Annotated in this window: 23 protein-coding genes; 7 read left to right on the top strand and 16 right to left on the bottom strand. The window is 68.1% G+C overall.

Annotated features, from left to right (window positions below):
* Nucleotides 1-28 precede the first annotated feature (28 nt).
* Nucleotides 29-658: a hypothetical protein gene (locus tag B9N97_RS28340; protein ID WP_085091148.1), complete on the top strand. Its 630-nt coding sequence runs from the start codon at nucleotides 29-31 to the stop codon at nucleotides 656-658.
* 151 nt (nucleotides 659-809) lie between these two features.
* A complete protein-coding gene (locus tag B9N97_RS28335) occupies nucleotides 810-1,091 on the top strand; it encodes an alpha/beta hydrolase (RefSeq protein WP_085091147.1) in 282 nt (93 codons plus the stop codon).
* On the opposite strand, the gene B9N97_RS28330 is transcribed toward B9N97_RS28335, so the two are convergent.
* Nucleotides 1,092-1,787 (bottom strand): response regulator, encoded by a 696-nt coding sequence (locus tag B9N97_RS28330; RefSeq protein ID WP_085091146.1) that lies wholly within the window; start codon nucleotides 1,785-1,787, stop codon nucleotides 1,092-1,094.
* Between the two features lie 204 nt (nucleotides 1,788-1,991).
* Here B9N97_RS28330 and B9N97_RS28325 point away from each other — a divergent pair, with 204 nt between their 5' ends.
* Together B9N97_RS28325 and B9N97_RS28320 are read left to right on the top strand one after the other, a co-directional pair.
* Complete coding sequence (locus B9N97_RS28325; RefSeq protein WP_085091145.1) at nucleotides 1,992-3,398, top strand: aminotransferase-like domain-containing protein; 1,407 nt, start codon at nucleotides 1,992-1,994, stop codon at nucleotides 3,396-3,398.
* Between the two features lie 167 nt (nucleotides 3,399-3,565).
* Nucleotides 3,566-4,285, top strand: coding sequence for a hypothetical protein (locus tag B9N97_RS28320; protein ID WP_085091144.1), 720 nt, complete (start codon nucleotides 3,566-3,568; stop codon nucleotides 4,283-4,285).
* Between the two features lie 105 nt (nucleotides 4,286-4,390).
* Here B9N97_RS28320 and B9N97_RS28315 read toward each other — a convergent pair whose 3' ends face one another.
* Both B9N97_RS28315 and B9N97_RS28310 read right to left on the bottom strand, forming a co-directional pair.
* On the bottom strand, nucleotides 4,391-5,059 hold the full coding sequence (locus B9N97_RS28315) for a response regulator transcription factor (RefSeq protein ID WP_085091143.1): 669 nt from the start codon (nucleotides 5,057-5,059) through the stop codon (nucleotides 4,391-4,393).
* A 154-nt stretch (nucleotides 5,060-5,213) separates the two neighbouring features.
* A complete protein-coding gene (locus B9N97_RS28310) occupies nucleotides 5,214-6,257 on the bottom strand; it encodes an OmpA family protein (protein WP_085091142.1) in 1,044 nt (347 codons plus the stop codon).
* Between the two features lie 213 nt (nucleotides 6,258-6,470).
* Between B9N97_RS28310 and B9N97_RS28305 the strand changes: the two genes are divergently transcribed.
* The gene (locus B9N97_RS28305) at nucleotides 6,471-7,553 is read left to right on the top strand and encodes an MBL fold metallo-hydrolase (RefSeq protein WP_085091141.1); all 1,083 of its coding nucleotides are present in this window, start codon (nucleotides 6,471-6,473) and stop codon (nucleotides 7,551-7,553) included.
* Nucleotides 7,554-7,590: 37 nt separating this feature from the next.
* On the opposite strand, the gene B9N97_RS28300 is transcribed toward B9N97_RS28305, so the two are convergent.
* Nucleotides 7,591-7,797, bottom strand: coding sequence for a hypothetical protein (locus tag B9N97_RS28300; RefSeq protein WP_042696427.1), 207 nt, complete (start codon nucleotides 7,795-7,797; stop codon nucleotides 7,591-7,593).
* Between the two features lie 228 nt (nucleotides 7,798-8,025).
* On the opposite strand from B9N97_RS28300, the gene B9N97_RS28295 reads away from it, so the two are divergent.
* A complete protein-coding gene (locus B9N97_RS28295; protein ID WP_085091140.1) occupies nucleotides 8,026-8,307 on the top strand; it encodes a hypothetical protein in 282 nt (93 codons plus the stop codon).
* A 131-nt stretch (nucleotides 8,308-8,438) separates the two neighbouring features.
* Here the strand turns inward: B9N97_RS28295 and B9N97_RS28290 are convergent, their stop codons facing one another.
* The 7 genes from B9N97_RS28290 to B9N97_RS28260 all read right to left on the bottom strand — a co-directional run bounded on the left by B9N97_RS28290 (nucleotide 8,439) and on the right by B9N97_RS28260 (nucleotide 15,258).
* Entirely contained in the window at nucleotides 8,439-9,539 is a 1,101-nt protein-coding gene (locus tag B9N97_RS28290) for a branched-chain amino acid ABC transporter substrate-binding protein (RefSeq protein WP_085091139.1), read from the bottom strand.
* A 172-nt stretch (nucleotides 9,540-9,711) separates the two neighbouring features.
* The gene (locus tag B9N97_RS28285; RefSeq protein WP_085091138.1) at nucleotides 9,712-10,071 is read right to left on the bottom strand and encodes a DUF6867 family protein; all 360 of its coding nucleotides are present in this window, start codon (nucleotides 10,069-10,071) and stop codon (nucleotides 9,712-9,714) included.
* A gap of 1 nt (nucleotide 10,072) precedes the next feature.
* Nucleotides 10,073-10,783, bottom strand: coding sequence for an ABC transporter ATP-binding protein (locus B9N97_RS28280; protein WP_042696422.1), 711 nt, complete (start codon nucleotides 10,781-10,783; stop codon nucleotides 10,073-10,075).
* Nucleotides 10,784-10,786: 3 nt separating this feature from the next.
* Nucleotides 10,787-11,674, bottom strand: coding sequence for an ABC transporter ATP-binding protein (locus B9N97_RS28275; protein ID WP_143266908.1), 888 nt, complete (start codon nucleotides 11,672-11,674; stop codon nucleotides 10,787-10,789).
* Nucleotides 11,675-11,685: 11 nt separating this feature from the next.
* Nucleotides 11,686-13,176, bottom strand: coding sequence for a high-affinity branched-chain amino acid ABC transporter permease LivM (gene livM, locus B9N97_RS28270; protein ID WP_208621281.1), 1,491 nt, complete (start codon nucleotides 13,174-13,176; stop codon nucleotides 11,686-11,688).
* Nucleotides 13,177-13,181: 5 nt separating this feature from the next.
* A complete protein-coding gene (locus B9N97_RS28265; protein WP_085091136.1) occupies nucleotides 13,182-14,087 on the bottom strand; it encodes an ABC transporter permease subunit in 906 nt (301 codons plus the stop codon).
* Between the two features lie 385 nt (nucleotides 14,088-14,472).
* The gene (locus B9N97_RS28260; RefSeq protein WP_244560970.1) at nucleotides 14,473-15,258 is read right to left on the bottom strand and encodes a hypothetical protein; all 786 of its coding nucleotides are present in this window, start codon (nucleotides 15,256-15,258) and stop codon (nucleotides 14,473-14,475) included.
* 277 nt (nucleotides 15,259-15,535) lie between these two features.
* Here B9N97_RS28260 and B9N97_RS28255 point away from each other — a divergent pair, with 277 nt between their 5' ends.
* Nucleotides 15,536-16,540, top strand: a complete 1,005-nt coding sequence (locus B9N97_RS28255; RefSeq protein ID WP_143266896.1) for an ROK family protein — start codon at nucleotides 15,536-15,538, stop codon at nucleotides 16,538-16,540.
* A 10-nt stretch (nucleotides 16,541-16,550) separates the two neighbouring features.
* Here the strand turns inward: B9N97_RS28255 and B9N97_RS28250 are convergent, their stop codons facing one another.
* From B9N97_RS28250 to B9N97_RS28230, 5 genes are all read right to left on the bottom strand, one after another.
* The gene (locus B9N97_RS28250; RefSeq protein ID WP_085091134.1) at nucleotides 16,551-16,958 is read right to left on the bottom strand and encodes a hypothetical protein; all 408 of its coding nucleotides are present in this window, start codon (nucleotides 16,956-16,958) and stop codon (nucleotides 16,551-16,553) included.
* A gap of 169 nt (nucleotides 16,959-17,127) precedes the next feature.
* Nucleotides 17,128-18,819, bottom strand: coding sequence for an ArnT family glycosyltransferase (locus B9N97_RS28245; protein WP_085091133.1), 1,692 nt, complete (start codon nucleotides 18,817-18,819; stop codon nucleotides 17,128-17,130).
* On the bottom strand, nucleotides 18,816-19,151 hold the full coding sequence (locus B9N97_RS28240) for a lipid-A-disaccharide synthase N-terminal domain-containing protein (protein ID WP_085091132.1): 336 nt from the start codon (nucleotides 19,149-19,151) through the stop codon (nucleotides 18,816-18,818). The genes B9N97_RS28245 and B9N97_RS28240 overlap by 4 nt, the downstream gene beginning before the upstream one ends.
* A gap of 37 nt (nucleotides 19,152-19,188) precedes the next feature.
* The gene (locus B9N97_RS28235; protein WP_085091131.1) at nucleotides 19,189-19,950 is read right to left on the bottom strand and encodes a glycosyltransferase family 2 protein; all 762 of its coding nucleotides are present in this window, start codon (nucleotides 19,948-19,950) and stop codon (nucleotides 19,189-19,191) included.
* 114 nt (nucleotides 19,951-20,064) lie between these two features.
* The gene (locus B9N97_RS28230) at nucleotides 20,065-21,663 is read right to left on the bottom strand and encodes a DegQ family serine endoprotease (RefSeq protein ID WP_085091130.1); all 1,599 of its coding nucleotides are present in this window, start codon (nucleotides 21,661-21,663) and stop codon (nucleotides 20,065-20,067) included.
* Nucleotides 21,664-21,669: the final 6 nt, after the last annotated feature.

Genomic DNA, 21,669 nt, shown 5'->3' with positions numbered 1-21,669 from the left:
AGGGGAGCAGCATGAAGAGGACGGCCGCATGACCGGCATGATGCTGTATTTCGCGCTGGGCCTGATGGTGCTGACCGTCCTGTCCAACCGCTACTGGCGCCGCCAGCTGGTGGTGACGCGGATCGCCATGTCCAAGCTGAAGGAAAAGGTGGAGGACGTGACCAAGGAGGTCGCCGACATCGCTTCCGACTATGCCCAGCTTGCGCAGCACCAGGTGGAGATGGAAAGGCGCGTGCAGAAGGCGGAGGTCGACATGCAGGCCGCCATTCTGGAGCTTGACCAGAAGAAAGCCTCGGCGATGCAGCGTTATTTCGTCTTCGACCGCAACGAGCCGCGTCCCGGCCGCTTCTGGGAGGTCGCGGTCCGCTGCCACCCCACCGGCGTCAGCCTGTCCGACCAGCGCGGTTATCGCGGCTGGACGGGGGTTCGCCGCTATCTGCTGATCGCCGACGGCGACCGCGAGGCGCGCGAACGGGTCGCCGCCCGCTATCCCCGCAAGGCCGGTTTCGAGATTGTCGAGGTCGCCGGCTGCCGCCTGAACGGCCTGACCGTCAACCGCATTTCCGAACTCAGCACCTTCCGCAAACCCGGAAAGCCGGAGGACGACGGCGCAGCCACCGCCCGCCCGCAGCGCCGGGTCTCATCGGCGCAAACCTGATCGCGCTTTCCTGCCTGGCATTCCATTCCTGATGGTGGGCGGAAGCCACGTCCCCGGCCCCTTTCCTGCCGGCGGCAGCGCCCTATCTGCTGTCGGGCCCCTACGACTTCCTGCCCCTGCAAAGCGACATGCTAAGGATCTGTTCGGCCCGGTGGAGCGGCGGCCGGACACCCAGCCGATCAACCATGTCGCCACCCCGCTGCCGCCCCTGTTCCTCGCCACCGGCACCGCCGACAAGACGGTCCTGCCGCGCAACAGCCGCAATCTGGCGGCACGGGTGCGCGAGGCCGGAGGCACCGTGCGCACCGCTGAATATCAGGGTATGGGCCACATCCGCACCGTCGCTGCCCTGGCGGCACCGCTGCGCTGGCTGGGTCCGGTGCTGGACGATGTCGACGCGTTCCTGGAATCGCTGCCGGATGCCGGAAGCTGATCAGTCGACCGCGGCCTGGAACATGTACCCCATGCCATGGACCGTGACGATGCGGCTGGGATCGGCCGGGTCCGGCTCCACCACCCGGCGCAGGCGGCGGACCAGCCGGTCGATGGAGCGGTCATAGGGCACCGAATCGCCGCGCAGGGTGAGGTCGAGCAGATCGTCCCGGCTCAGCACCCGCCCCGGATTCTCGACGAAGGCGGCGAGCAGTTCGAACTCGGCGGAGGTCAGGCGCGCATCCTCGCCATGGGGGTCGCGCAGCCGGCGCTTGTCCAGATGCAGTTCCCACCCGTCGAACCGCTTCACCCGCCCACCGGCCGGCCGGGTCGGCTTGGCGATGCGGCGCAGCAGGCTGCGGGTGCGGGCGAGGATTTCTCGCGGTTCGAACGGCTTGGTGATGTAGTCGTCGGCGCCCAGTTCCAGACCGATCAGCCGGTCCATCCGGTCGGACCGTCCGGTGATCAGGATGATGCCGATGTTGGAGGTCGCCCGCAGTTCCCGCGTCACCGCCAGACCGTCCTTGCCGGGCAGGCGGATGTCCAGCAGCAGCAGGTCGATCCTTCCGCGCGCCAGCAGCGCCGACAGCTGGTCGCCGTCCCGTGCCAGCATTACCCGATAGCCCTCCCCTTCCAGGTAGGCCTTCAGGGTCTCGCGGGTGATGGGATCGTCGTCGACCACCGCGATGGTGTGCATTGTCCCCCGTGCCGGACAGCGATGGGTGGCGGATTGTCTGCCACGCCCTGTACCGAAACTATCGGTTCCTCCACCCTGATACAAGATGGTGCGTAATGGACTTGCGCAAGGCGTTTCCGGATTGTTCGGCCCCTTCCTGCCCTGCCGACAGGGACAATCGCGCGGACCTTGCCAGCAGGTCGGGACAATGCCACATTTGTACTCATGACAAATTGGACCCCGAACCTGGAGGGCCGTCCCGGCCCGCTCTATCGCGTCATCGCCGACGCGCTGGCCGACGACATAGCCGACGGTGTGCTGCCGGTCGGCACGCGGCTGCCGACCCACCGCGACCTAGCCTTCCGCCTGGGCGTGACGGTCGGCACGGTGACCCGCGCCTATACCGAAGCGGAAAAGCGCGGGCTGATCGGCGGTGAGGTCGGGCGCGGCACCTTCGTCCAGGGCCAGCGTCCGCCGGCCACCCCCCTGCCGCTCGGCTGGCCGCCGGCCGGCGAGACCTCGGCCGGCCCCTCCATCGTCAACATGACGACAGTCCATCCCGAACATGCGGTCGCGGTGCAGACCTTCGGCCAGACGCTGACGGCCATCGCCGCCTCCGGTCACGCCGCGGCACTGATCGGCTACGGTCCCCATGCCGGGCTGCCCGATCACCGCGCCGCCGCCGCCGCGTGGCTGGAACGCCAGCACCGGGTGAAGGCGACCGCCGACTCGGTGCTGCTGACCACCGGTGCGCAGAATGCGCTGGCCGTGGCGCTGGCCGCCGTCGCCCGCCCCGGCGACGTCATCCTGGCGGAACGGCTGACCAACATAGGCACCAAGGCGCTGGCCGCCACCCAGGGCTATCACCTGGAAGGCGTGGCCATCGACGAACACGGGTTGGTCCCCGACGCCTTCGACAGCGCCTGCCGCCGGCTGGGACCGAAGGCGGTCTATCTGGTGCCGACCCTGCAGAATCCGACGGCGGTCGTCATGCCCGCCGCCCGCCGCCGCGAGATCGTGGAGATCGCCCGCCGCTATGGCGTGATCGTGATCGAGGATGACGTGTTCGGCTTCATGGTGCCGGATGCCTTGCCGATGCAAACCATGGCTCCGGACATCACCCTCTATGTGTCCAGCGTGTCGAAAAGCCTCGCCGCCGGGCTGCGGTTGGGCTTCGTCGTCGCGCCGCCGGAACTGCGCACCCGCGTCGAGACCGCCATCCGCGCCCTGCAATATTCCGCTCCGGCTTTGCCGGCGGAGGTCGCGGCGCGCTGGATCCAGGACGGCACCGCCGACCGCATCGTCGCCACCCAGCGGGAGGAGGATCTGGCCCGCCAGCGGCTGGCCCGCTCCATCCTGCCGGCGGAGACGGTCTATGGCCATCCGGCGGCCCAGCATCTGTGGCTGGTCCTGCCCGAACCCTGGCGCCGCGAGGATTTCATCGGCGAAGCCCGCCGACGCGGGGTGATCGTCACCGGCGCCGACGCCTTTGCCGTCGGCCGCGCCAGTGCCCCCCATGCGGTTCGCGTCGGCCTGTGCATGCCGCGCAGCCGCGACGAGGCCGCCCGCGGCCTGCGCGCGCTTGCCGATGCGATCGACGCGCCGGCGGCGGCGATGCTGTCCATCGTGTAGGAAAAGCGTGTAGGAAAAACCTGCCGCTCCACCGGTCGAAAGCTGCCGCCCGGCACGAAGACACCCGACCAGATTCCTGCCAAATCAACAGCTTGGCTCTGGCCCGCATCCTGCAAACCCCTCGTCCATCATTCCTTTCCGGGGATGCGGGAAGAGGGGAGCGCACCATGGTCAGCCTGTCCAGTTACGCCGATGTCGGCAGCATGGCCCAGAGCCTGCAGCAGTCGATCGACGCCGCGGTCAAGCGCGTGCAGCAGCAGGCGACGGGCAACGGTGGCGCGACCGGCAAGGTCCAGGAATACGAGCAGACCGTCAACAAATCGGCGATGAACGCCGCTCCCTTCGCGACCAACATCGGAACGCTGGTCAAGGACAGCAGCCGCCTCAACGTCTTCAGCTCGCTGGCCTCCAACGATCCCGCCGATTTCTACAAGTTCAGCGTCACCACCTCCGGCACCGCAACGCTCGGCACGGTGGGCGATGCCGGGGTCCGGCTGCAGCTGATGGACCGCGCCGGCAAGATCATCGCCGACAGCAACAAGGATGCCGGCGCCAGCTATGACGCCTTCCAGAAGCTGAAATCGGGGCAGCTCACCCTCGACAAGGGCGACTACACGCTGCGCATCGCCCGCGACAAGGACGTGCCGGTCAAGGACGCCAAGAGCTACGGCGTCCAGCTGCGCATGGGCAACTACAGCAAGGATTACGACACCATCGCCAAGCAGCCCGCCAAGGGCGACAATCCCTTCGGCGGCAACACCAAGCTGCAGGGGCTGGCCTCGATCCTCGGCGCCGGCAGCGCCTCGCTCAACCCGGCCTCCATGCTGCTCGGCGGCTCCGGCAACAGCTATGGCGGACGCGGATCGCTGCTGAACGCCATCCTCTAGATCGGATCGCGTAAAATCGGAATCGATTTGGAGCGTGAATCCGATCGCCAACCATAAAGCTACAGCGTCGTGCGTTTCATATTGAACGCACGACGCTGTAGCGGGTCAGACCAGCCGGTCGCGCCCCGATTCCTTGACCAGCAGCACCGCCTGGGTGCGACTGCCGACGCCCAGCGCCTTCAGGACGCCGGTGACGTGGGTCTTCACGGTGGACAGGTTCAGCCCCATCCGTTCGCCGATCTCCTGGTTGGACAGGCCCTGAGCCAGCAGATCCAGCACCTCCAGCTGTCTGCGGGTCAGCCCGTCGAAAATGCTGGGAGCCGCGCCGCGCGCGGTCGCCGATGCCGCCGGAACCGGCGCCCCCGGCATGCCCAGCACCGGCGGCACATAGGACCCGCCGGCCATCACCAGCCGCAGGATATTCACCACCAGCACGTCGTCGGTCGATTTCGGAATGAAGGCGCGGACACCGCGCGACAGCACCGCGCGCATCTCGTCCGGCGACTCGATCATCGAGAAGATGGCGACCGGCACCGGCGCCACCCGCTTGACCAGCGCCTCGACATCATCGAGCCCGCCCAAGCCCGGCATGCGCAAATCCATGACGATCAGGTCGAACGCGCTCCCCCCGTCCTGCATCGACGTGTCGAGGATGGCGTTCAGCTGGCTGAAGCTGGTGGCGGCGACCACGGTGGCCTGCTCGTCCAGTTCACCCACCAGATGGGTCAAGCCGCTGCGGACGATGGAATGATCGTCGGCGATCAGAACCTGCATGTAACGTCTCGGACCGAAGATGCCTGGAGTACCGCACCGTCATACGCTGACGCAACGGTCCGCGCTACCTCCTTCGCACGTCGGGCGGCAGCAATCCCGCAAGGATCACGGCCGCCCGCCGGGGGAGAGGCGCCCGCCCCTCCCCCGCCACCGGTCAGGAGATCTTGATCATGATCTGGGCCCGGCGGTTCGACGGCTCACGCACGTTCGGACCGGTCGGGACCATCAGCTGGTTTTCGCCGACACCTTCGATCGTGATGATGTTGGCCGGCGTGCCATGCCTGACCAGCGCCTGACGCACCGCCTCGGCCCGGCGCATCGAGAGCTTCTGGTTGTAGGACGGCGAACCCGAGGTGTCGGTGTGGCCGATCACCTGGATGCGGACGGCGCGGGCACGGCTGGCGCCATCCGCCGCGTCGGCGATGATCTTGTCGGAATTCGGCGTGATCGCCGACTTGTCCCAATCGAAGAACACCTGATACTCGCTCTGCGGTTGGGCCGCCATCGGCGGCGCGGCCGGGGCCGGGGCGGCGACCGGCGTCGCCCGCGACGGGCCGCCGAAGGTGTAGCGTAGGCCGGCCAGGATGGTGTGGTTGCGGTACTCGCCCTTGGAGGTTACCGGACCCAGCTCGAACTCCGGATCGACGGTGGCGAAATACCGGTAGTCGAGCGTCAGCGCCACATTGTCGTTGATCGCATAGGACGCACCGACGATGCCCTGATAGGCGAAGACCCAGTCACGGTCGCTGGCGCCGTTCAGCGACTGCTTCACGCCGGCGATACCGGCACCGGCGCCGATATAGGGGGTGATCGGCAGGCCGATGTCGATGTCGTAAAGCAGATTGCCCATGAAGGCGACCGAGCTCATCTTGCCGCCGAGGCCGTTCAGGCCGGGGGTGGCGCTGCTGGTGCTGTCGACGCTGTTGCGCCACCGCCAGGCGGCCTCCAGTTCGGCGCGCAGGCCCATCGCGGTGGCGTAGCCAACCGACAGGTCGCCGATGCCGCCAATCTTGAATTCCTCCTTCAGGCCAAGGCCCGGAGCCGGATAGCTGCCGAGGTCGGCATCCTCGGTCCAGTTCACGCCGGCCCCCGCGCCGACATAAAAGCCTTCCGTACCGGCAAAGGCGGCGGTCGGGACGGCCAGTGAAGGAATGGCGACGGCCAGTGCCGTGCCCAGCAAAATCCCACGCATCGTCATGTTCTTGTTCCCATCGTTGACGGCGTTGGCGGATCGGGACGTCCCGGCCTGCGGCGAAGTGCGTGACAGAACGGGCTCCGGCCCCGACAATGGAATCGGCCGGCCCCGCTTCCAATCCCGGCTGCGCAAGCCCATTTTTGCTGTTGCAGATTTGCCTCAGCAACGCTAGGGGCATTTTCTTGATCGATAACAATAACTTGGACAGTCGGCACAATGGCTTCTACCCCGGACGGATCGGTCGATTACCCCCTCTGCACCACCCCCGATCCCGGTGGATGGCAGGAGGTGGTGCCCGGCGTGCTGTGGATTCGCCTGTCGCTGCCATTCCAACTCGACCACATCAATGTCTGGGCGCTGGACGGCGGGATGGCCGGCTGGACGCTGGTCGACTGCGGTCTGGGCGATCCGCGCAGCCGCGCGGTGTGGGAGGGTCTGCTGCACGAGGCTTTGGGCGGGCGCCCGGTGGAGCGGGTGGTGGTCACCCATTTCCATCCCGACCACATCGGCGCGGCTTCCTGGCTGGTGGAGCGGACCGGCGCCGATTTCGCCGCCTCGCTGACCGAGTGGCTGTTCGCCCGCACCCTGTCGGCCGGCAACGATGCCGCCGCCGACGCGGTGGTGGAGCGTTTCTACCGCCGCTGCGGGCTCGACGAGGAGGCGCTGCAATCGCTGCTCGCCCGCAAGGGGGCCTACAGCCGCGGCGTGCCCGCGGTGCCGGCGACGCTGACCCGCCTGCGGGCGGGCGACCGGCTGCGGGTGGGCGACCGCGACTGGACGGTGATCGGCGGCAGCGGCCACACGGCGGAGCCGGTCAGCCTGCACCGTCCGGCCGACGCTGCCGGCCCGGACCTGCTGATTTCCGGCGACCAGATCCTGCCGCGGATCAGCCCGAACATCAGCGTCTGGCCGTCGGAGCCGGATGCCGATCCGCTCGCCGACTATCTCGACAGCCTGGAGGGATGGAACGCCCTGCCGGCGGACACGCTGGTCCTGCCCTCGCACGGGCGCCCTTTCCACGGCCTGCACCGGCGTGCCGGGGAGTTGGCCCGGCACCATGCGGAGCGTCTGGCCGAGATCGAGTTGTTGTGTGCCGAACCGCAGACCGCGGCCGCGGTGACGCGGGCGCTGTTCCCGCGACCGCTCGACCCGCAGCAGATGCTCTTCGCCGTGGGCGAGGCGGTGGCGCACCTCAACCACCTGATCGGCAAGGGGCGGCTGGAGCGTTTGGCCGGACGGCATGACGGAATGCCGGCCGCCGATCTCTACCGCCGGCCGGATATCACCGGTCCGGCCTGACCCGATCACTTGGTACGGCAAACACTTGGTACGGCGATCACTCGGTGACGATCTCGAACTCGTGGGGGTCGAGCAGGGTCGCCACCGACAGGGTCTTCAGCGTCTTCGGATCGTCGGTGCGTTTCATCTGGGCATGCTGGGTGCCCATGCCGTCCTTGCGGATGGCGATCACTTCCCAATAGCCGCCGCTGGGGGACAGCTTGCGGTAAATCTGTCCCTCGACCACCTCGCGCTTCCTGCGCATTTTCGTTCTCCAAAACCCGTCCCATACCGGCGACCGTCACGGCCGCCGCGAAGGGCGCCATTGAAGCACAAAACCCCCCTGCCGTGGCGAGTGTCCGTTCGGTGACCCTTTGCCGATGCTGCATATGCACTGTTGCAGTGCCGCACGACGGTAGCACCCCCGATGACCCTTTGCCGCAGTGCGATTTCAGAGTGGAACAAAATCTGCGGCTGTGGGTTCATATGCGTCATGAACACCGATCTCGACGTGCTTGTCTTCGCGACCCGCCTGGTTGATGAACTGGGCGAGACCGCGATTCGAATGAGCCGCGTTCGTCTTGTCGAACTCACGGCCGCCAATCACACCCGTGCCGCCGCCTTTTGGCGGGAGGTGATGCGCACCTCCGAACGGCTGCTCAGCGAGCAATCGGGCCGGCGTGTGGCGACCGGGCTCTCCTCCCCGGCCATTGCCGCAGCGCAACCGGCCGGGGCCCAGCACCACGTCGCGCATGTTCCCCGACCTATTCCCTGACCCGCTTTCAAACAATATCGCAGGGCCGCTGCAGTCCTGTCGAGCGGGCATCAAGATCCCCATCAATCCCCATAGAAAAAGGGCCGGCACGGAGTGCCGACCCTTTCCCACGGAACGCTGACGCGTTTCGCTTACTTCACTTCGGCGTACTGGCCGTTGTGCCACTTGTACCAGACATAGGCCGGGCTGGTGACGTCGCCCTTGGCATCGAAGCCGATCTTGCCGATGACGGTGTCGTAGTTGCCCTTGCGCATGACTTCGGCAACCTTGGCGGCGTCGGTCGACTTCGCCTGCTTCACCGCGTCCGCCCAGATCTGGAGAGCGGCGTAGGTGTACAGGGTGTAGCCTTCCGGCTCGTAACCGGCCTTGCGGAACGTCTCCACGACGGCCTTGGCGGTCGGCTTCTCGCGCGGATCCGGACCGAAGGTCATCATGGTGTCCTCGCCGGCGTCGCCGGTGATGGCCCAGTACTCGTTGGTCACCAGCGCGTCACCCGACACGATGGTCGCCTTCAGTCCCTGGTCCTTCATCTGGCGGGCGATCAGGCCGGCCTCGGTGTGATAGCCACCGATGTAGACGGCGTCGATGTTCGCCTGCTTCAGCTTCGACACCAGAGCGGAATAGTCCTTCTCACCGGCCGTATAGGCTTCGTAGATGGCTTCCTTCTGGCCGCCGCCATTCAGCGCCTTCTGCGTCTCGTCGGCCAGACCCTTACCGTAGGCCGACTTGTCGTGCAGGATGGCGATGTTCTTGCCCTTGAACTTCTCCAGCAGATACTTGCCGGCGATCATGCCCTGCTGATCGTCACGGCCGCAGACGCGGAAGACGTTCTTCAGGCCCTGCTCGGTCAGCTTCGGGTTGGTCGAAGCCGGGGAGATCTGCAGCATGCCTTCCTCGGCATAGACCTGGCTGGCCGGGATCGACGAACCCGAGCAGAAGTGGCCGGCCACGAACTTCACACCGGCCTTGGCCAGCTGGTTGGCGACGGCGACGGCCTGCTTCGGATCGCAGGCGTCGTCACCGACTTCCAGCTTCAGCTTCTGGCCCAGGACACCGCCGGCGGCATTGATGTCCGCGACGGCCTGTTCCATGCCCTTCTTCATCTGCTCGCCGAAGGTGGCGTACTGGCCGGTGATCGGGCCGGCGGTGGCCACCGCGATGTCGGCCTTGGCGGCCGTGGCGGAGAGCGCGGTCGCCGCGATCGCGGCGAGAAGGGACAGCTTGAATTTCATGGGTGTGCTTGCTCCCTGTTCTGTGTGTGGTCCCTGTTGCAACATACCCCCGGCCCTTGCGGGCCTTGCCGCCGGGTCCCCTCCGGCGGTTTCCAGAATACCATACCCCAAGTGGCGCACGGTGCGACAGTTTCGCGGGCACCAATCGGCCGTATGGTCTATTCCTTTTATCTTATTCTCCGGCGCCCACGCCCGTCCGGTCGCGCCAGCCGAAAGGTCCGGCGCGCTCATAGAGCCACGGATACTGGTTGACCATGCGCCTTGCGATGGCGATGCGGTGCGCGGTCAGCGTGATGATGGCGAGCACCACCGTATGGACGATGAAGCCCCACACGGACAGCAGTTCCTCGCCGAACAGGCCCCAGGCCAGGAAGCGGTCGCCCACCCCCAGCAGCAGCGAATAGGCCAGAACGCTCGACACCGGTTTCCACCCTTCGGCAAGCGTCTGCCCGGTCAGCACGCCGCAGCCGCCGAACACCAGAAGCGTCAGGAACAGGAAGACCGGAAGCGAAGAGCCAAGGATCGTCTCCATCTCAGTGACCCCCTTCCAGATAAGCCGACCGCACCTCCGGGTCGGCCAGAAGCTGCGCCCCGGTTCCCGTCATCGTGATCTTGCCCGTCACCATCACATAGGCCCGGTGCGCCAGCTTCAGCGCGTGGAAGGCGTTCTGCTCCACCATGAACACCGTCATCTTCTGTTCCCGGTTGATCTCCTGGATCACCTGGAAGATCTGCTTCACGATCAGCGGCGCCAGACCCAGGCTGGGCTCGTCCAGCAGCAGCAAACGCGGCTGACTCATCAAGGCCCGCCCGATCGCCAGCATCTGCTGCTCGCCGCCCGACATCGTGCCGGCGCGCTGGTTGATGCGCTCCTTCAGGCGCGGGAACAGCGTCAGCACCCGCTCCAGCTCGCGGTCGAAGCTGCCGGGCTGGGCGACGATCGAGCCCATCTGCAGGTTCTCCAGCACCGTCATGCGCGGGAAGATGCGCCGGCCTTCCGGAGACTGCGCGATGCCGCGCCGCACGATCTCGTGGGTGGGGAGGTCGGTGATGTCCTCGCCCTCGAAGAACACCCGGCCCTGGCGCGCCCGCGGGCTGCCGCAGATCGTCATCAGCAGCGTCGACTTGCCGGCCCCGTTGGCGCCGATCAGCGAGACGATCTCGCCGGCGCCGATCTCGATGTCGATGCCCTTCAGCGCCTCGATGGCGCCGTAGAAGGTGTGGACGCCCGATACCTTCAGCATGGCTCAGGCCCCCTTCTGGTTGGTGGTGGGGGCGAGGTTCAGGTCGGCGGCGACCTCCGGCGGCAGGGCTTCGTCCTCGTCCTCGCCGAGGTAGGCGCGGATCACCGCCGGGTCGTTCTTCACATGCTCCGGATCGCCGTCGGAAATCTTCCGGCCATAGTCCAGCACCACCACATGGTCGGAAATGCGCATCACCACGCTCATGTCATGCTCGATCAGCAGAACGCCGGTCCGGTGGCCCTGCGGGGTCTGCACATCCCGGATGAAGGTCAGGATCTCGGCCAGTTCGCCCGACTCGCGCGGGTTCAGGCCGGCCGCCGGCTCGTCCAGGCACAGCAGCACCGGCTCGGTGCACATGGCCCGCGCGATCTCCAGCCGGCGCTGGGCGCCGTAGGGCAGGTTGCCGGCCTCCCAGTCGGCGAACTCGGTCAGGCGCACCCGGTCCAGCCAGTATTTCGCCAGCTCCACCGCCTCATGCTCGGCCTTGCGGAAGCCCGGCAGACCCAGCAGCCCGCCGATGGCGAAGCCCGACGCCCGCATCAGCTTGTTGTGCTGGGCGACGATCAGGTTCTCCAGAACGCTCATGCCGCTGAACAGCCGGATGTTCTGGAAGGTGCGCGCCACGCCGGCCAGCTGGGCGATGCGGTAGCCCGGCATCCGCTCCAGCAGGAACTCCTTGCCCGCCGGGTGGCGCAGCGTCAGCCGCCCCACCGTGGGGGTGTAGAAGCCGGTGACGCAGTTGAACAGCGTCGTCTTGCCGGCGCCGTTCGGGCCGATCAGCGCGGTGATCTCGCCCGCCCGCGCCTCGAAGGACACGTCGTTGTTCGCCACCAGACCGCCGAAGCGCATGGTCAGGTGTTCGACCGAGAGAAGCGGCTTTTCAGTGCTCATCGTTGCGGCGCTCATTTCGCGGCTCCCGTCGCGGCGGGGGGCTTGCCGCCATGCAGGAGGATGGTCGGGTCGCGGTGGGCCAGCAGGCCGCGCGGACGCCACAGCATGATCACCACCATGCCGGCGCCGAAGGCCAGCATGCGGTAGTCGGCCAGCTCGCGGAACGCCTCCGGCAGGCCGATCACCAGCAGCGTGGCCACCACCACGCCGATCTGGCTGCCCATGCCGCCCAGCACCACGATGGCCAGGATGATCGCCGACTCGATGAAGGTGAAGCTCTCCGGGCTGATGAAGCCCTGGCGCGTGGCGAAGAAGGAGCCGGCGAAGCCGCCGAACATCGCCGCGATCGCAAAGGCCGCCAGCTTCATGTTGGTGCGGTTGATGCCGAGCGAGGCGCAGGCGATGTCGTCCTCGCGCAGGGCCTCCCAGGCCCGGCCCAGCGGCAGCTTGCGCACCCGCAGCGTGAACAGGTTCACCACAAGGGCCAAGGCCAGGATGAGGTAGTAGAGGAAGACGATGCGGTGGAGCGGCGAGAACTCCAGCCCGAACAGCTCGTGGAAGGCGGCCATACCCTCGGCCGGCGTGCGGGAGAAGTCGGCGATGCCGAAGAAGCTCGGCCGCGGAATGCCGGAGATGCCGTTGGGGCCGCCGGTGAACTGGTACCAGTTCACCAGGATGATGCGGATGATCTCGCCGAAGCCCAGCGTCACGATGGCGAAATAGTCGCCGCGCAGACGCAGCACCGGGAAGCCCAGCAGCACGCCCGAGCAGGCGGCGAGCAATCCCGCCAGCGGCAGGCATACCCAGAAGCTGAGGCCGAAGTAATGGGCCAGCAGCGCGTAGGAATAGGCGCCGACGGCGTAGAAGGCGACATAGCCGAGGTCGAGCAGGCCGGCGAGGCCGACCACGATGTTCAGGCCCCAGCCCAGCATGATGTAGGTCAGCAGCAGGATGCCGATGTCCAGGATCATGCGGTCGGCCAGCGGGGTGAAGGGCAGCACGACGGCGAAGGCGACGGCGACCGGGCCGATGTATTTGCTGGCGTGCTGCACCTTGGCGGCGATGCGGTCCATGCGGCGGTCGCGGTCGGCCTGGCTCAGCTTGGAGCGGCCGGTGGCCACCGTCATGGCGGCGCGGAGCGCAATGACGCCGCCGCCCAGCACCAGCACCAGGCGCAGCACCTGGGTCGGCATCGGCAGCACCAGCCCGACGCCGGCGCAAATGAGCGCCAGGATCAGCACCGGCATGGCCATGCCCTGGCGGATCAGCCCGAGGCCGAGGCGGCCGAGGAAGACCAGCAGGATGGAGGCGACGACCTCCTCCGGCCGGGCTTCGATGCCCAGCCCGGTGGGGCGGTCGACGGTGCGCAGGCCCACCAGCGGCACGGTCAGCAGCAAGGCGACGAAGGCGGCCAGCCCGGCGTCCTTGATGGTGGCGACCCAGTCGACGCCGCGCGCCTTGATGCTCCCGGCGGAGGAGACGGTGTTGGAATGGGTGGTCATGGCGCTTACACCTTCTCGATCTCGGGCCGGCCGAGCAGGCCGGTGGGCCGGAAGATCAGGACGAGGACGAGGATGGAGAAGGTTGCGACGTCCTTCCATTCGGAGCCGACATAGCCGGACCAGAAGGCCTCGATCAGGCCGATGACCACGCCGCCGAGCATGGCGCCGGGCAGCGAGCCGACGCCGCCGAGCACCGCGGCGGTGAAGCTTTTCACGCCCGCCAGGAAGCCGATGTAGAAGTCGATGACGCCATAGATCAGCAGCACCATCATGCCGGCGACGGCGGCGAGCGCCGCGCCCATGACGAAGGTCAGCGAGATGACGCGGTCGACGTTGACGCCGAGCAATCCTGCCATCTTCTTGTCCTGCTCGCAGGCACGCTGGGCGCGGCCGAGAGAGGTGCGGTTGATCAGGATGGTGAAGCCGACCATCAGGACCAGGGTGATGATGATGGTGGCGAGGCGCACGTAGCTGACGGAGACGGCGCCGTCCATCAGGGTGAGGTTGCCGGGGAGGATGGGCTGCAGCGGCTTGGAGCGGGCGCCCTGGAGGATCTGGATGTAGTTCTGCAGGAAGATCGACATGCCGATGGCGGAGATCAGCGGCGCCAGCCGGGGCGAGGAGCGCAGGGGCCGGTAGGCGATGCGCTCCACCGTCCAGCCATAGACGCTGGTGAACAGCATGGAGGCGACCAGCATGATCAGCAGCGCCAGCGGCACCCAGGTGACGCCGAGCGCGCCGATGGCCAGGAAGGTGATCAGCGCCACGAAGGCACCGATCATGTAAATCTCGCCATGGGCGAAGTTGATCATCCCGATGATGCCGTACACCATCGTGTAGCCGATCGCGATCAGGCCGTAAATCGCCCCAAGCGACAAGCCGTTGATCAATTGCTGGAGAAAATAGTCCATGTCCTCATCCCACCTTCAGCGCGGCGCAAAGGCAGGGTGCGGCGGCACGGGCACACACGGCACACCGGTCTCGCAACAGCAGCCCCCTGTCTGGTGCAGCCCGTCCAGTCACCAAACGGAATGCCGTTTCATCGGGAGTTCCGTCTACTGGTCTGACGGACCATGATTTTTCCTGTTCGGAGGAGGTTCCTGCGATCCGGCCGGGCCGTCGGCAAGTGCCCCTCCTGACCTTTTCGGTAGTACCAGCCTGACGGATTTTTGCAAGACAGATTTGTGTTGCCCGCATGCGTGATCCTCCGGGACAACCGGAGCCTAAAATGAGAAACGCCCCGCCGGCGGTTGCCGGCAGGGCGTTTCTCGCAACGAACCGGAGACTATCGAAGCCTCAGCGCGTGGTAACCGACTGCTTGGCCGGGACAGCGGCGACCTTCTGCTTCGGCTTGGCCGGAGCGGCGGCCTTGGCCGGCTTCGCCTTCGCGGTCGTGGCCTTGGGCGCCGCCGGAGCGGGTGTGGCTGAAGCGACGGCGAAGACGGGATCCGGATTGCTGACCGTCTTCACGTCGCAGAGCGGACGGCTGGCCAGATGCATCAGGCCGGCGCCCTTCTCGTCCGTCGTCAGGGTACGCAGGTCGTCGGGCGTCAGGTCCTTGGCGGCAACCGAACGGTCGACGAAGTTGGCGCAGTATTGCGGGATGCCGATGGTGGCGGCGCGGCGGCTGATCTCGTTCGCCAGCTCCGTCCGGAACATGTCGAACTGGCGCGTGGCGTTGCCGCCGCCCGACCGCTTGTAGAAGGCGATCAGCGACGCTTCCGAGTTGGACAGCATGGCGCGGTTCTTGACCGAGAAGTCCTGATACAGGTCGAAGGGCTTCTTGTCCGGAACGACCGTACGGCAGGTCAGGCCGACGATCATCATCTCGGTGTGCAGGCGCATCATCTGCTCGGCCGCATATTCGGCGCGGTTGTAGCAGGCGGGCGTGGCCGGGCCGCTCGACTTGGCCGGCCGCGCCTTCGCGGCAGCAGGCTTCGCCACGGCAGCCTTCGCCGGCGGCTTCGCAGCCTCCTTGGCGGCGGCACTCGTGGGCGCGGGCATGGCGAGCAGCGCGCCGAGGACGGCGGCGCCGGTCAGGGCTTTCAGGGAAAGGTGGAGGGCGGCGCGCTGGCGACTCATCAGGGGCTCCGGTGGCGCGGTACGACAGGACGGGTTCGGGCGGAGATGGGCGGCGCCCGACAGTCGGCGACCTTCTACCCGAACGCCCGGGCTGGTCAATGGGATTTGCCCGCCGCTTGTCTTTTGTCCCATCACCGCGGCGGAGAGGCAACGCAGATACGGGCGGAGGGCGGCGCCAGGGTCATGTCCCTCCGGACAGGGATGGCGCCCGCCGCTGGACGGGGTGGGTCCGGCGCGGCTATGGATGGACGCTGGACAGTCGGACAGGTGACAGGGCATGGCAGCCACCGGATCGCAATCGGCCGGAACGGGGTTCGGAGCCGGGCCTGGAACAGACTATGCGAGCGGACACCGCATCGGCATCGACCTGGGCGGGACCAAGACGGAGGGCATCCTGCTCGACCGACAGGGAAACCAGCTGGCGCGCCACAGAGTTCCAACGCCGAAGGGAGATTACGACGGCACGATCGCGACCATCGGCGATCTGGTCGCCCGCCTAGAAGGAGAGATCCCCCACGGGCACAAGGCGACGGTCGGGCTGGGCATTCCGGGCGCCATCTCTCCGGCGACCGGGCTGGTCAAGAACGCCAACTCCACCTGGCTGATCGGGCGCGATTTCACGCGCGACCTGACACAAGCGCTCGGCCGTCCGGTGCGGATCGAGAATGATGCCAACTGTCTGGCGGTGTCGGAGGCGACCGACGGCGCCGGGGCCGGCTGCGGCGTGGTGTTCGCGGCGATCCTCGGCACCGGCTGCGGCGCCGGCATCGTCGTGCATGGCCGGGTGTTGGGCGGACGCAACGCCATCGCCGGGGAATGGGGGCACAACCCGCTGCCCTGGCCGACCGATGCCGAACGGCCGGGACCGGCCTGCTATTGCGGCAGGCACGGCTGCCTGGAGACCTTCGTGTCCGGTCCGGCGGTGGCGGCGGACCATTTTGCGGCGACCGGCGAGAGGTTGGACGCCGCGACGATCCTCGCCCGCGCAGCCGATCAGACCGCCGCCAACGACGGATGCAGGGCGACCGCGAACCGGCTGGTCGGCCGGCTCGCCCGCGGACTGGCGGCGGTTGCCAACCTGCTGGACCCCGACGTCATCGTGCTTGGCGGCGGCCTGTCGAACGCCGAGCTGCTGTACGAGCGGCTGCCGGCGGCGATGCAGCCCTGGGCCTTCAGCGACCGCCTGGACACGCCGGTGCGCCGCGCCCGCCACGGCGATTCCAGTGGCGTGCGCGGCGCCGCATGGCTGTGGCGGCCCGGAGAGTTGCCGGACGGGACCTGACCGAAGCGGCTCAGTCGGTCCGCGCGGTCCGCGGGGCCGGCGGGACATCGGCGCTGCGCGGCGGAGCTGCTCCGCGACGGGCCGCGGCGGGGTCCACCGGCGGCGGCGTCAGCGAGTGGGAGGCGGAATAATGCCGGGTCGTCTGCTTCACGTCGGTGCCGTAGCGCGTCATGCCGGCACGGTCCTTGCCCGCCTTTATCGCCCCCCAATGGGACGGGGCCGGGCCGGGGATCGGCTGCGCCTGATCCATGTTGCGCAGGAGCGGGCCGGTCGGGACCATCTGGTCATACACCCAGGGCGCATACTCCTGCTTCTGGGCATGGGCCGGCAGCGACAGCGTCACCATCGCCAGCGTGGCGGCCACGGCGGAGAGGGCGAACTTGACGGCGGTTTCGGCAGAGGAGGCAACGCGGGTCATCGAACAGGCGCCTTTCGTCCGGGAAAACGGATCGGAAGGGTCAGTCGAGCGGAAAGCGCCCGCGCCGTCCAATGCGGAGGCGCGTTACCCACCCCGGTCGCGGAATCCCCAAGCGGAGCAAGCCCCCGCCCTTCCGATACAGGCCGCCCGATACAGGCTAGGAGACGGATTACTGCGCCGGCAGCCGGTAGAGCGTCAGATGCAGGCGCCTGCCGGTGTTGTAATTGAAGCCCGAAAGTTCCGCCAGCGCCAGCGGCGTGGCGGTGCCCAGGCTGTCGAGGAAAGCCGGCGCCTCCCGGTCTTCAACCAAGGCCAGCCCGCAGGCGCGGTCGCCCATCAGATGGGCGGCGGCACCGGCGCCATGGACCAGCTTGGTCGGCGTACCCAGCAGGAAGACCAGGCTCGGCTCCGAATAGCCGGCGGACGCCACCACGCTGTCCGGACAGGGGCGGACCTGCGCCACCGCGCGGGCGGCCTGCCGGCTGACCCACACGCCGTCGATGTTCGGCAGCACGGCGGCATAGGTCCCGGCATAGAGCAGCGCCGCGGCGCCGACCCCGGCGGCCAGCCCGGTCCGCCGCTCTCCCCGCAGAAGCGAGCGCAGGGACAGGGCGAAGAGACCGCCCACCGCCGGCACCAGCGCCACCCCGACCGGATCGATCCGGCGGTCGACCAGCCAGGGGATCACGGCGACGGCCAGGGTGAGGGCGCCGAAGCCGATCACGCCCAGCGCCACCGCTGCGGCGACCAGCCAGCGGCGCGGCCGTTCGCGGCTGCGGTCGAAATTGTCGATCAGCGCCGCCGCGGCCAGGGCCGCAATGGCCGGGAAGACCGGCAGGGTGTAGTGGAGCAGCTTGGTCGGCACCGCTTCGAACACCAGCCAGCTCGGGACGATCCAGGCGATGCAGAAGCGCACGGCGTCCAGCCGGCGCCGCGCCCACACCCAGGGAACCGCCAGCAGCGCCAGCAGCGACCAGGGGGCGAAGGTCACCCAGAAGGTGCCGAGGTAATAGCCGGGCGGCAGTCCCTTGCCCTCCTGCCCGCCCGACACCTTGCCCAGCATGTCGTGGCCGACGGATTCGGCGAAGAAGGCGCCCTTGCTCTTGATGGCGATGGCGATCAGCCAGGGGGCGGCGATGGCGACGACGATGCCGAGCCCGGCCAGCGGCTTCAGCCGCTTCAGCCACCCGGCCTCGCGATCCCACAGGGCCAGCACCAGCGCCGTGCTGCCGGACACCAGCAGGACCATCGGCCCCTTGACCAGCACGCCGACGCCGGCGGCGATCCAGAAGACCAGCGGCGCCGCCCAGGCGGCGCGCCCGGCGGGAACAGGGTCGCGGCGGCCGAGATACAGGTGGGCGAGCGCCGCCTGCCCGATGACCACGGTGGCAAGCAGGACGGCGTCGGTCTTGGCCATCCGCGCCTCGACCCCCAGCACGACGCAGGACGCCATCATCAGCCCGGCGATGAAGCCGGCCGGCCCGCCGAACAGCCGCGCCGCCGTCCAGGCGCTGGCCAGCACCGCCAGGATCGCCCCCAGGAAGGACGGGATGCGGTAGGTCCAGATGACCTTGTCGGACCCGACCGGGATCCCGCGCAGCGCATCGGCCGCCGCGGTGGCGGCACTCTGCAGCCAATAGATTCCGACCGGCTTCTTGTAGCGGGTCTCGTCCTGGAAGCGGATGTCGACGAAGTTGCCGCTGTCCAGCATCTGGGAGGACGCCTGGGCGAAGCGCGCCTCGTCGCGGTCGAAGGGCGGCAGCACGGTGAAGCCGGGCAGGAACAGCGCCGCGGCGATCAGCGCCAGCAGCGCATAGGCCCAAATCGGCAGGCGGTTTCCCCGCAGCGACGTCGCGGTCACGATTTGCTCGGCACCGCGCCGTCGGCGGCCTGCGACTTCTTGTGGCTCCAGACGAAATAGACGTTGCGGGCGTAGATCACCAGACCCATGCCCTGCCCCAGCATGAAGACCGGGTCGAAGCGGTAGAAGGCGTAGGCGAACAGCAGAACGCCGCCGCCCAGCGAGAAGTACCAGAACAGCTCCGGCACCACGCTGCGGCGCGCCTTCTCGCTGGCGATCCACTGCACGATGAAGCGCATGGTGAACATGAGCTGGGCGAAGAAGCCGATACCGACCCAGATCAGGTCGGTGGTGCTTTGCCCCTGGAACCACGCTGCGGCGCGCTCAATCATCGTAAAATCCTGTCCCGAAAGGGTCGGTGAAAGTCGGTCAGAGACGTTCGGAGACCGGCGACAGCTTCGTCCGCCGCTTCAGCCAGTAAACGCCCAGCAGATCGACCACGCCGATCAGCCCGCGCCGCCAGTTGTTGTATTTCGACACGCCGCGCTCGCGCGGTCTATGGTTCACCGGCACATAGGCCACCGGATGGCCGTGGGCGCGGAAAAGCGCCGGCAGGAACCGGTGCATCGCCCCGAAGAAGGGCAGGTCGAGGAAGGCGTCGCGGCGGAACAGTTTCAATCCGCAGCCGCTGTCCGTGCAGCCGTCCTGCAGGAAGGACTGGCGGACGGCATTGGCGAACTTGGAGGCCCAGCGCTTGGACAGGGTGTCCTGCCGCTTCTTGCGCAGGCCGCCGACCAGCACCGGCGCACCGGCTTCCCCGGTCGAAACCAGGGCGAACAACGCCGGAATGTCGGCCGGGTCGTTCTGGCCGTCGCCGTCCAGCGTCACGACGAACTCGCCGCGCGCCGCCTTGACGCCGCTGCGCACCGCCGCACTCTGACCGGAGCGGCGGACATGGCGCAGCACGCGCAGCCGGCCGGCCTCCACCGCCGGGGCAAGGCGTGCCTGGGTGTCGTCGTCCGACTGGTCGTCGACGAAGATGATCTCGAAACCGCCGACCGGAGTCAGTGCCCGCTCGATCTCTTCGAGCAGCGGCAGCACATTCTCGGCCTCGTTGAAAACGGGGACAACGACCGACAGCCGCACCGGCTGGCCGTTCTCCGGATAAATGCTCACGGTTTGCCATCCCATTCGCCAAACGGGCGGCAAATTACTCTCGCGGCGCGGCGAACGGTAGCGGAAAAGGATGAGACGGAAGCGGGGCAGATCCCCGCTTCCGTCCGATCCGGTTGCGCAGCCGCCGGATTACCCCTTCCGGCCGTTGGTGCCGGGGGTTAGCGGAAGCGGCACATAGCGCAGGTCGCCGCCGCGGCTGACCAGCATCAGCAGGGTCTTGCGGCCGTCTTCCTTTGCCTTGGCGATGCGGGATTCGAGATCGGCGGGGGTCGCCACCGGCTCCTGTCCCGCCTCGACGATGACGTCGCCGAGGTCGAGCCCGCGCTGGGACGCGGCGCTGTCGCGGTCGACCTCCGTCACCACCAGCCCGTCGACATCGTCGGCGATGGAGAAGGTCTGGCGCAGGCCGGGGGTCAGCGGGGCCAGCTTGAGGCCCAGCGCCGACTTGCTCTCCTCCGGCTGGGCGGAGCGGGGGGCGCCGCTGGACCCGGAAAGCGCGACCTGCTGCGGCTCGTTGCGCAGTTCGCCGATCGTCACTTGGACGGTTTCCTCCTTGCCGCCGCGCAGCAGGGTCATCGGAACGGTGCTGCCGATCCCGGCGGAGGCGACGAGGCGGGGCAGTTGGCGCATCTGCTCCAGCGGATCGCCGTTGAAGGCGGTGATGACGTCGCCCTGGCGCAGGCCGGCCGACGCGGCCGGGCTGTCGGGCGACACGCTGGTGACCAGGGCGCCGCTGGTGCCGTCCACGCCAAGGCTTTCGGCGATGTCCGGCGTCACGCGCTGGACCTGGACACCCAGCCAGCCGCGCCGCACCTTCCCGCCGTCCTTCAGCTGGTCGATGATCGGCTGGGCCAGCGAGGACGGAATGGCGAAACCGATGCCCACCGACCCGCCGGTCGGCGAATAGATGGCGGTGTTGATGCCGATCACCGCGCCGCTGGCGTCATAGAGCGGGCCGCCGGAATTGCCGCGGTTGATGGCGGCGTCGGTCTGCAGATATTCGTCGTAGGGGCCTTGCTGAATGTCGCGGGCGCGGGCCGACAGGATGCCGGCGGTCACCGACCCGCCGAGACCGAAGGGGTTGCCGATGGCGACCACCCAGTCGCCGACCTCCACGGATTTGCTGTCGCCCCAATGGGCGGCGGTCAGCGGCTTGTCGCTTTCGACCTTCAAAAGCGCAAGGTCGGTCGGGGCGTCGGACCCCACCAGCTTCGCCGGCAGCTTGGTCCCGTCATGCAGGGTGACGGCGATCTCGGCCGCGTCGGCCACCACATGGTTGTTGGTGACGATCAGGCCCGCCGGATCGATGATGAAGCCGGAGCCGAGCGCCATGCTCGGCAGGCCGCGCGGAGTGCCGGGCGGCGCGGCCTCGGGAGAATCATCCCCCTGCCCTTCCCGCTGGCGGTTGCGGAATTCGCGGAAGAACTCCTCCAGCGGCGATCCGGGCGGCAGGTCCATCCCCTCGGGCAGCCGGCCGCCGCCGGCCGAGGCCTGGGGCGCCTGGGTGCTGGAGATGTTGACGACGGTGTCGATCTGCGTCCGGGCAAGGTCGCGGAAGGACGGCGGCGCATAGGTCCTGCTTGCCCCCGGCTGCGCGGCGGCGGAAGCGTCCTGTGCAGCCGCAGGCGGCACCGGCAACAGGACCGCGCCGGACAGCAGCGCGCACAGCGCCGCGGCCGGAAGGCGTCGGAAGATCGGGTAGGATCGCGGCACGGACGCATGCGGCATGGACGG

This window comes from Azospirillum oryzae (genome assembly GCF_900177515.1).
Classification (GTDB): domain Bacteria; phylum Pseudomonadota; class Alphaproteobacteria; order Azospirillales; family Azospirillaceae; genus Azospirillum; species Azospirillum oryzae_A.
The sequence above is the reverse complement of the archived record's forward strand: the minus strand, read 5'-3'. Positions and strand labels throughout refer to the sequence as shown.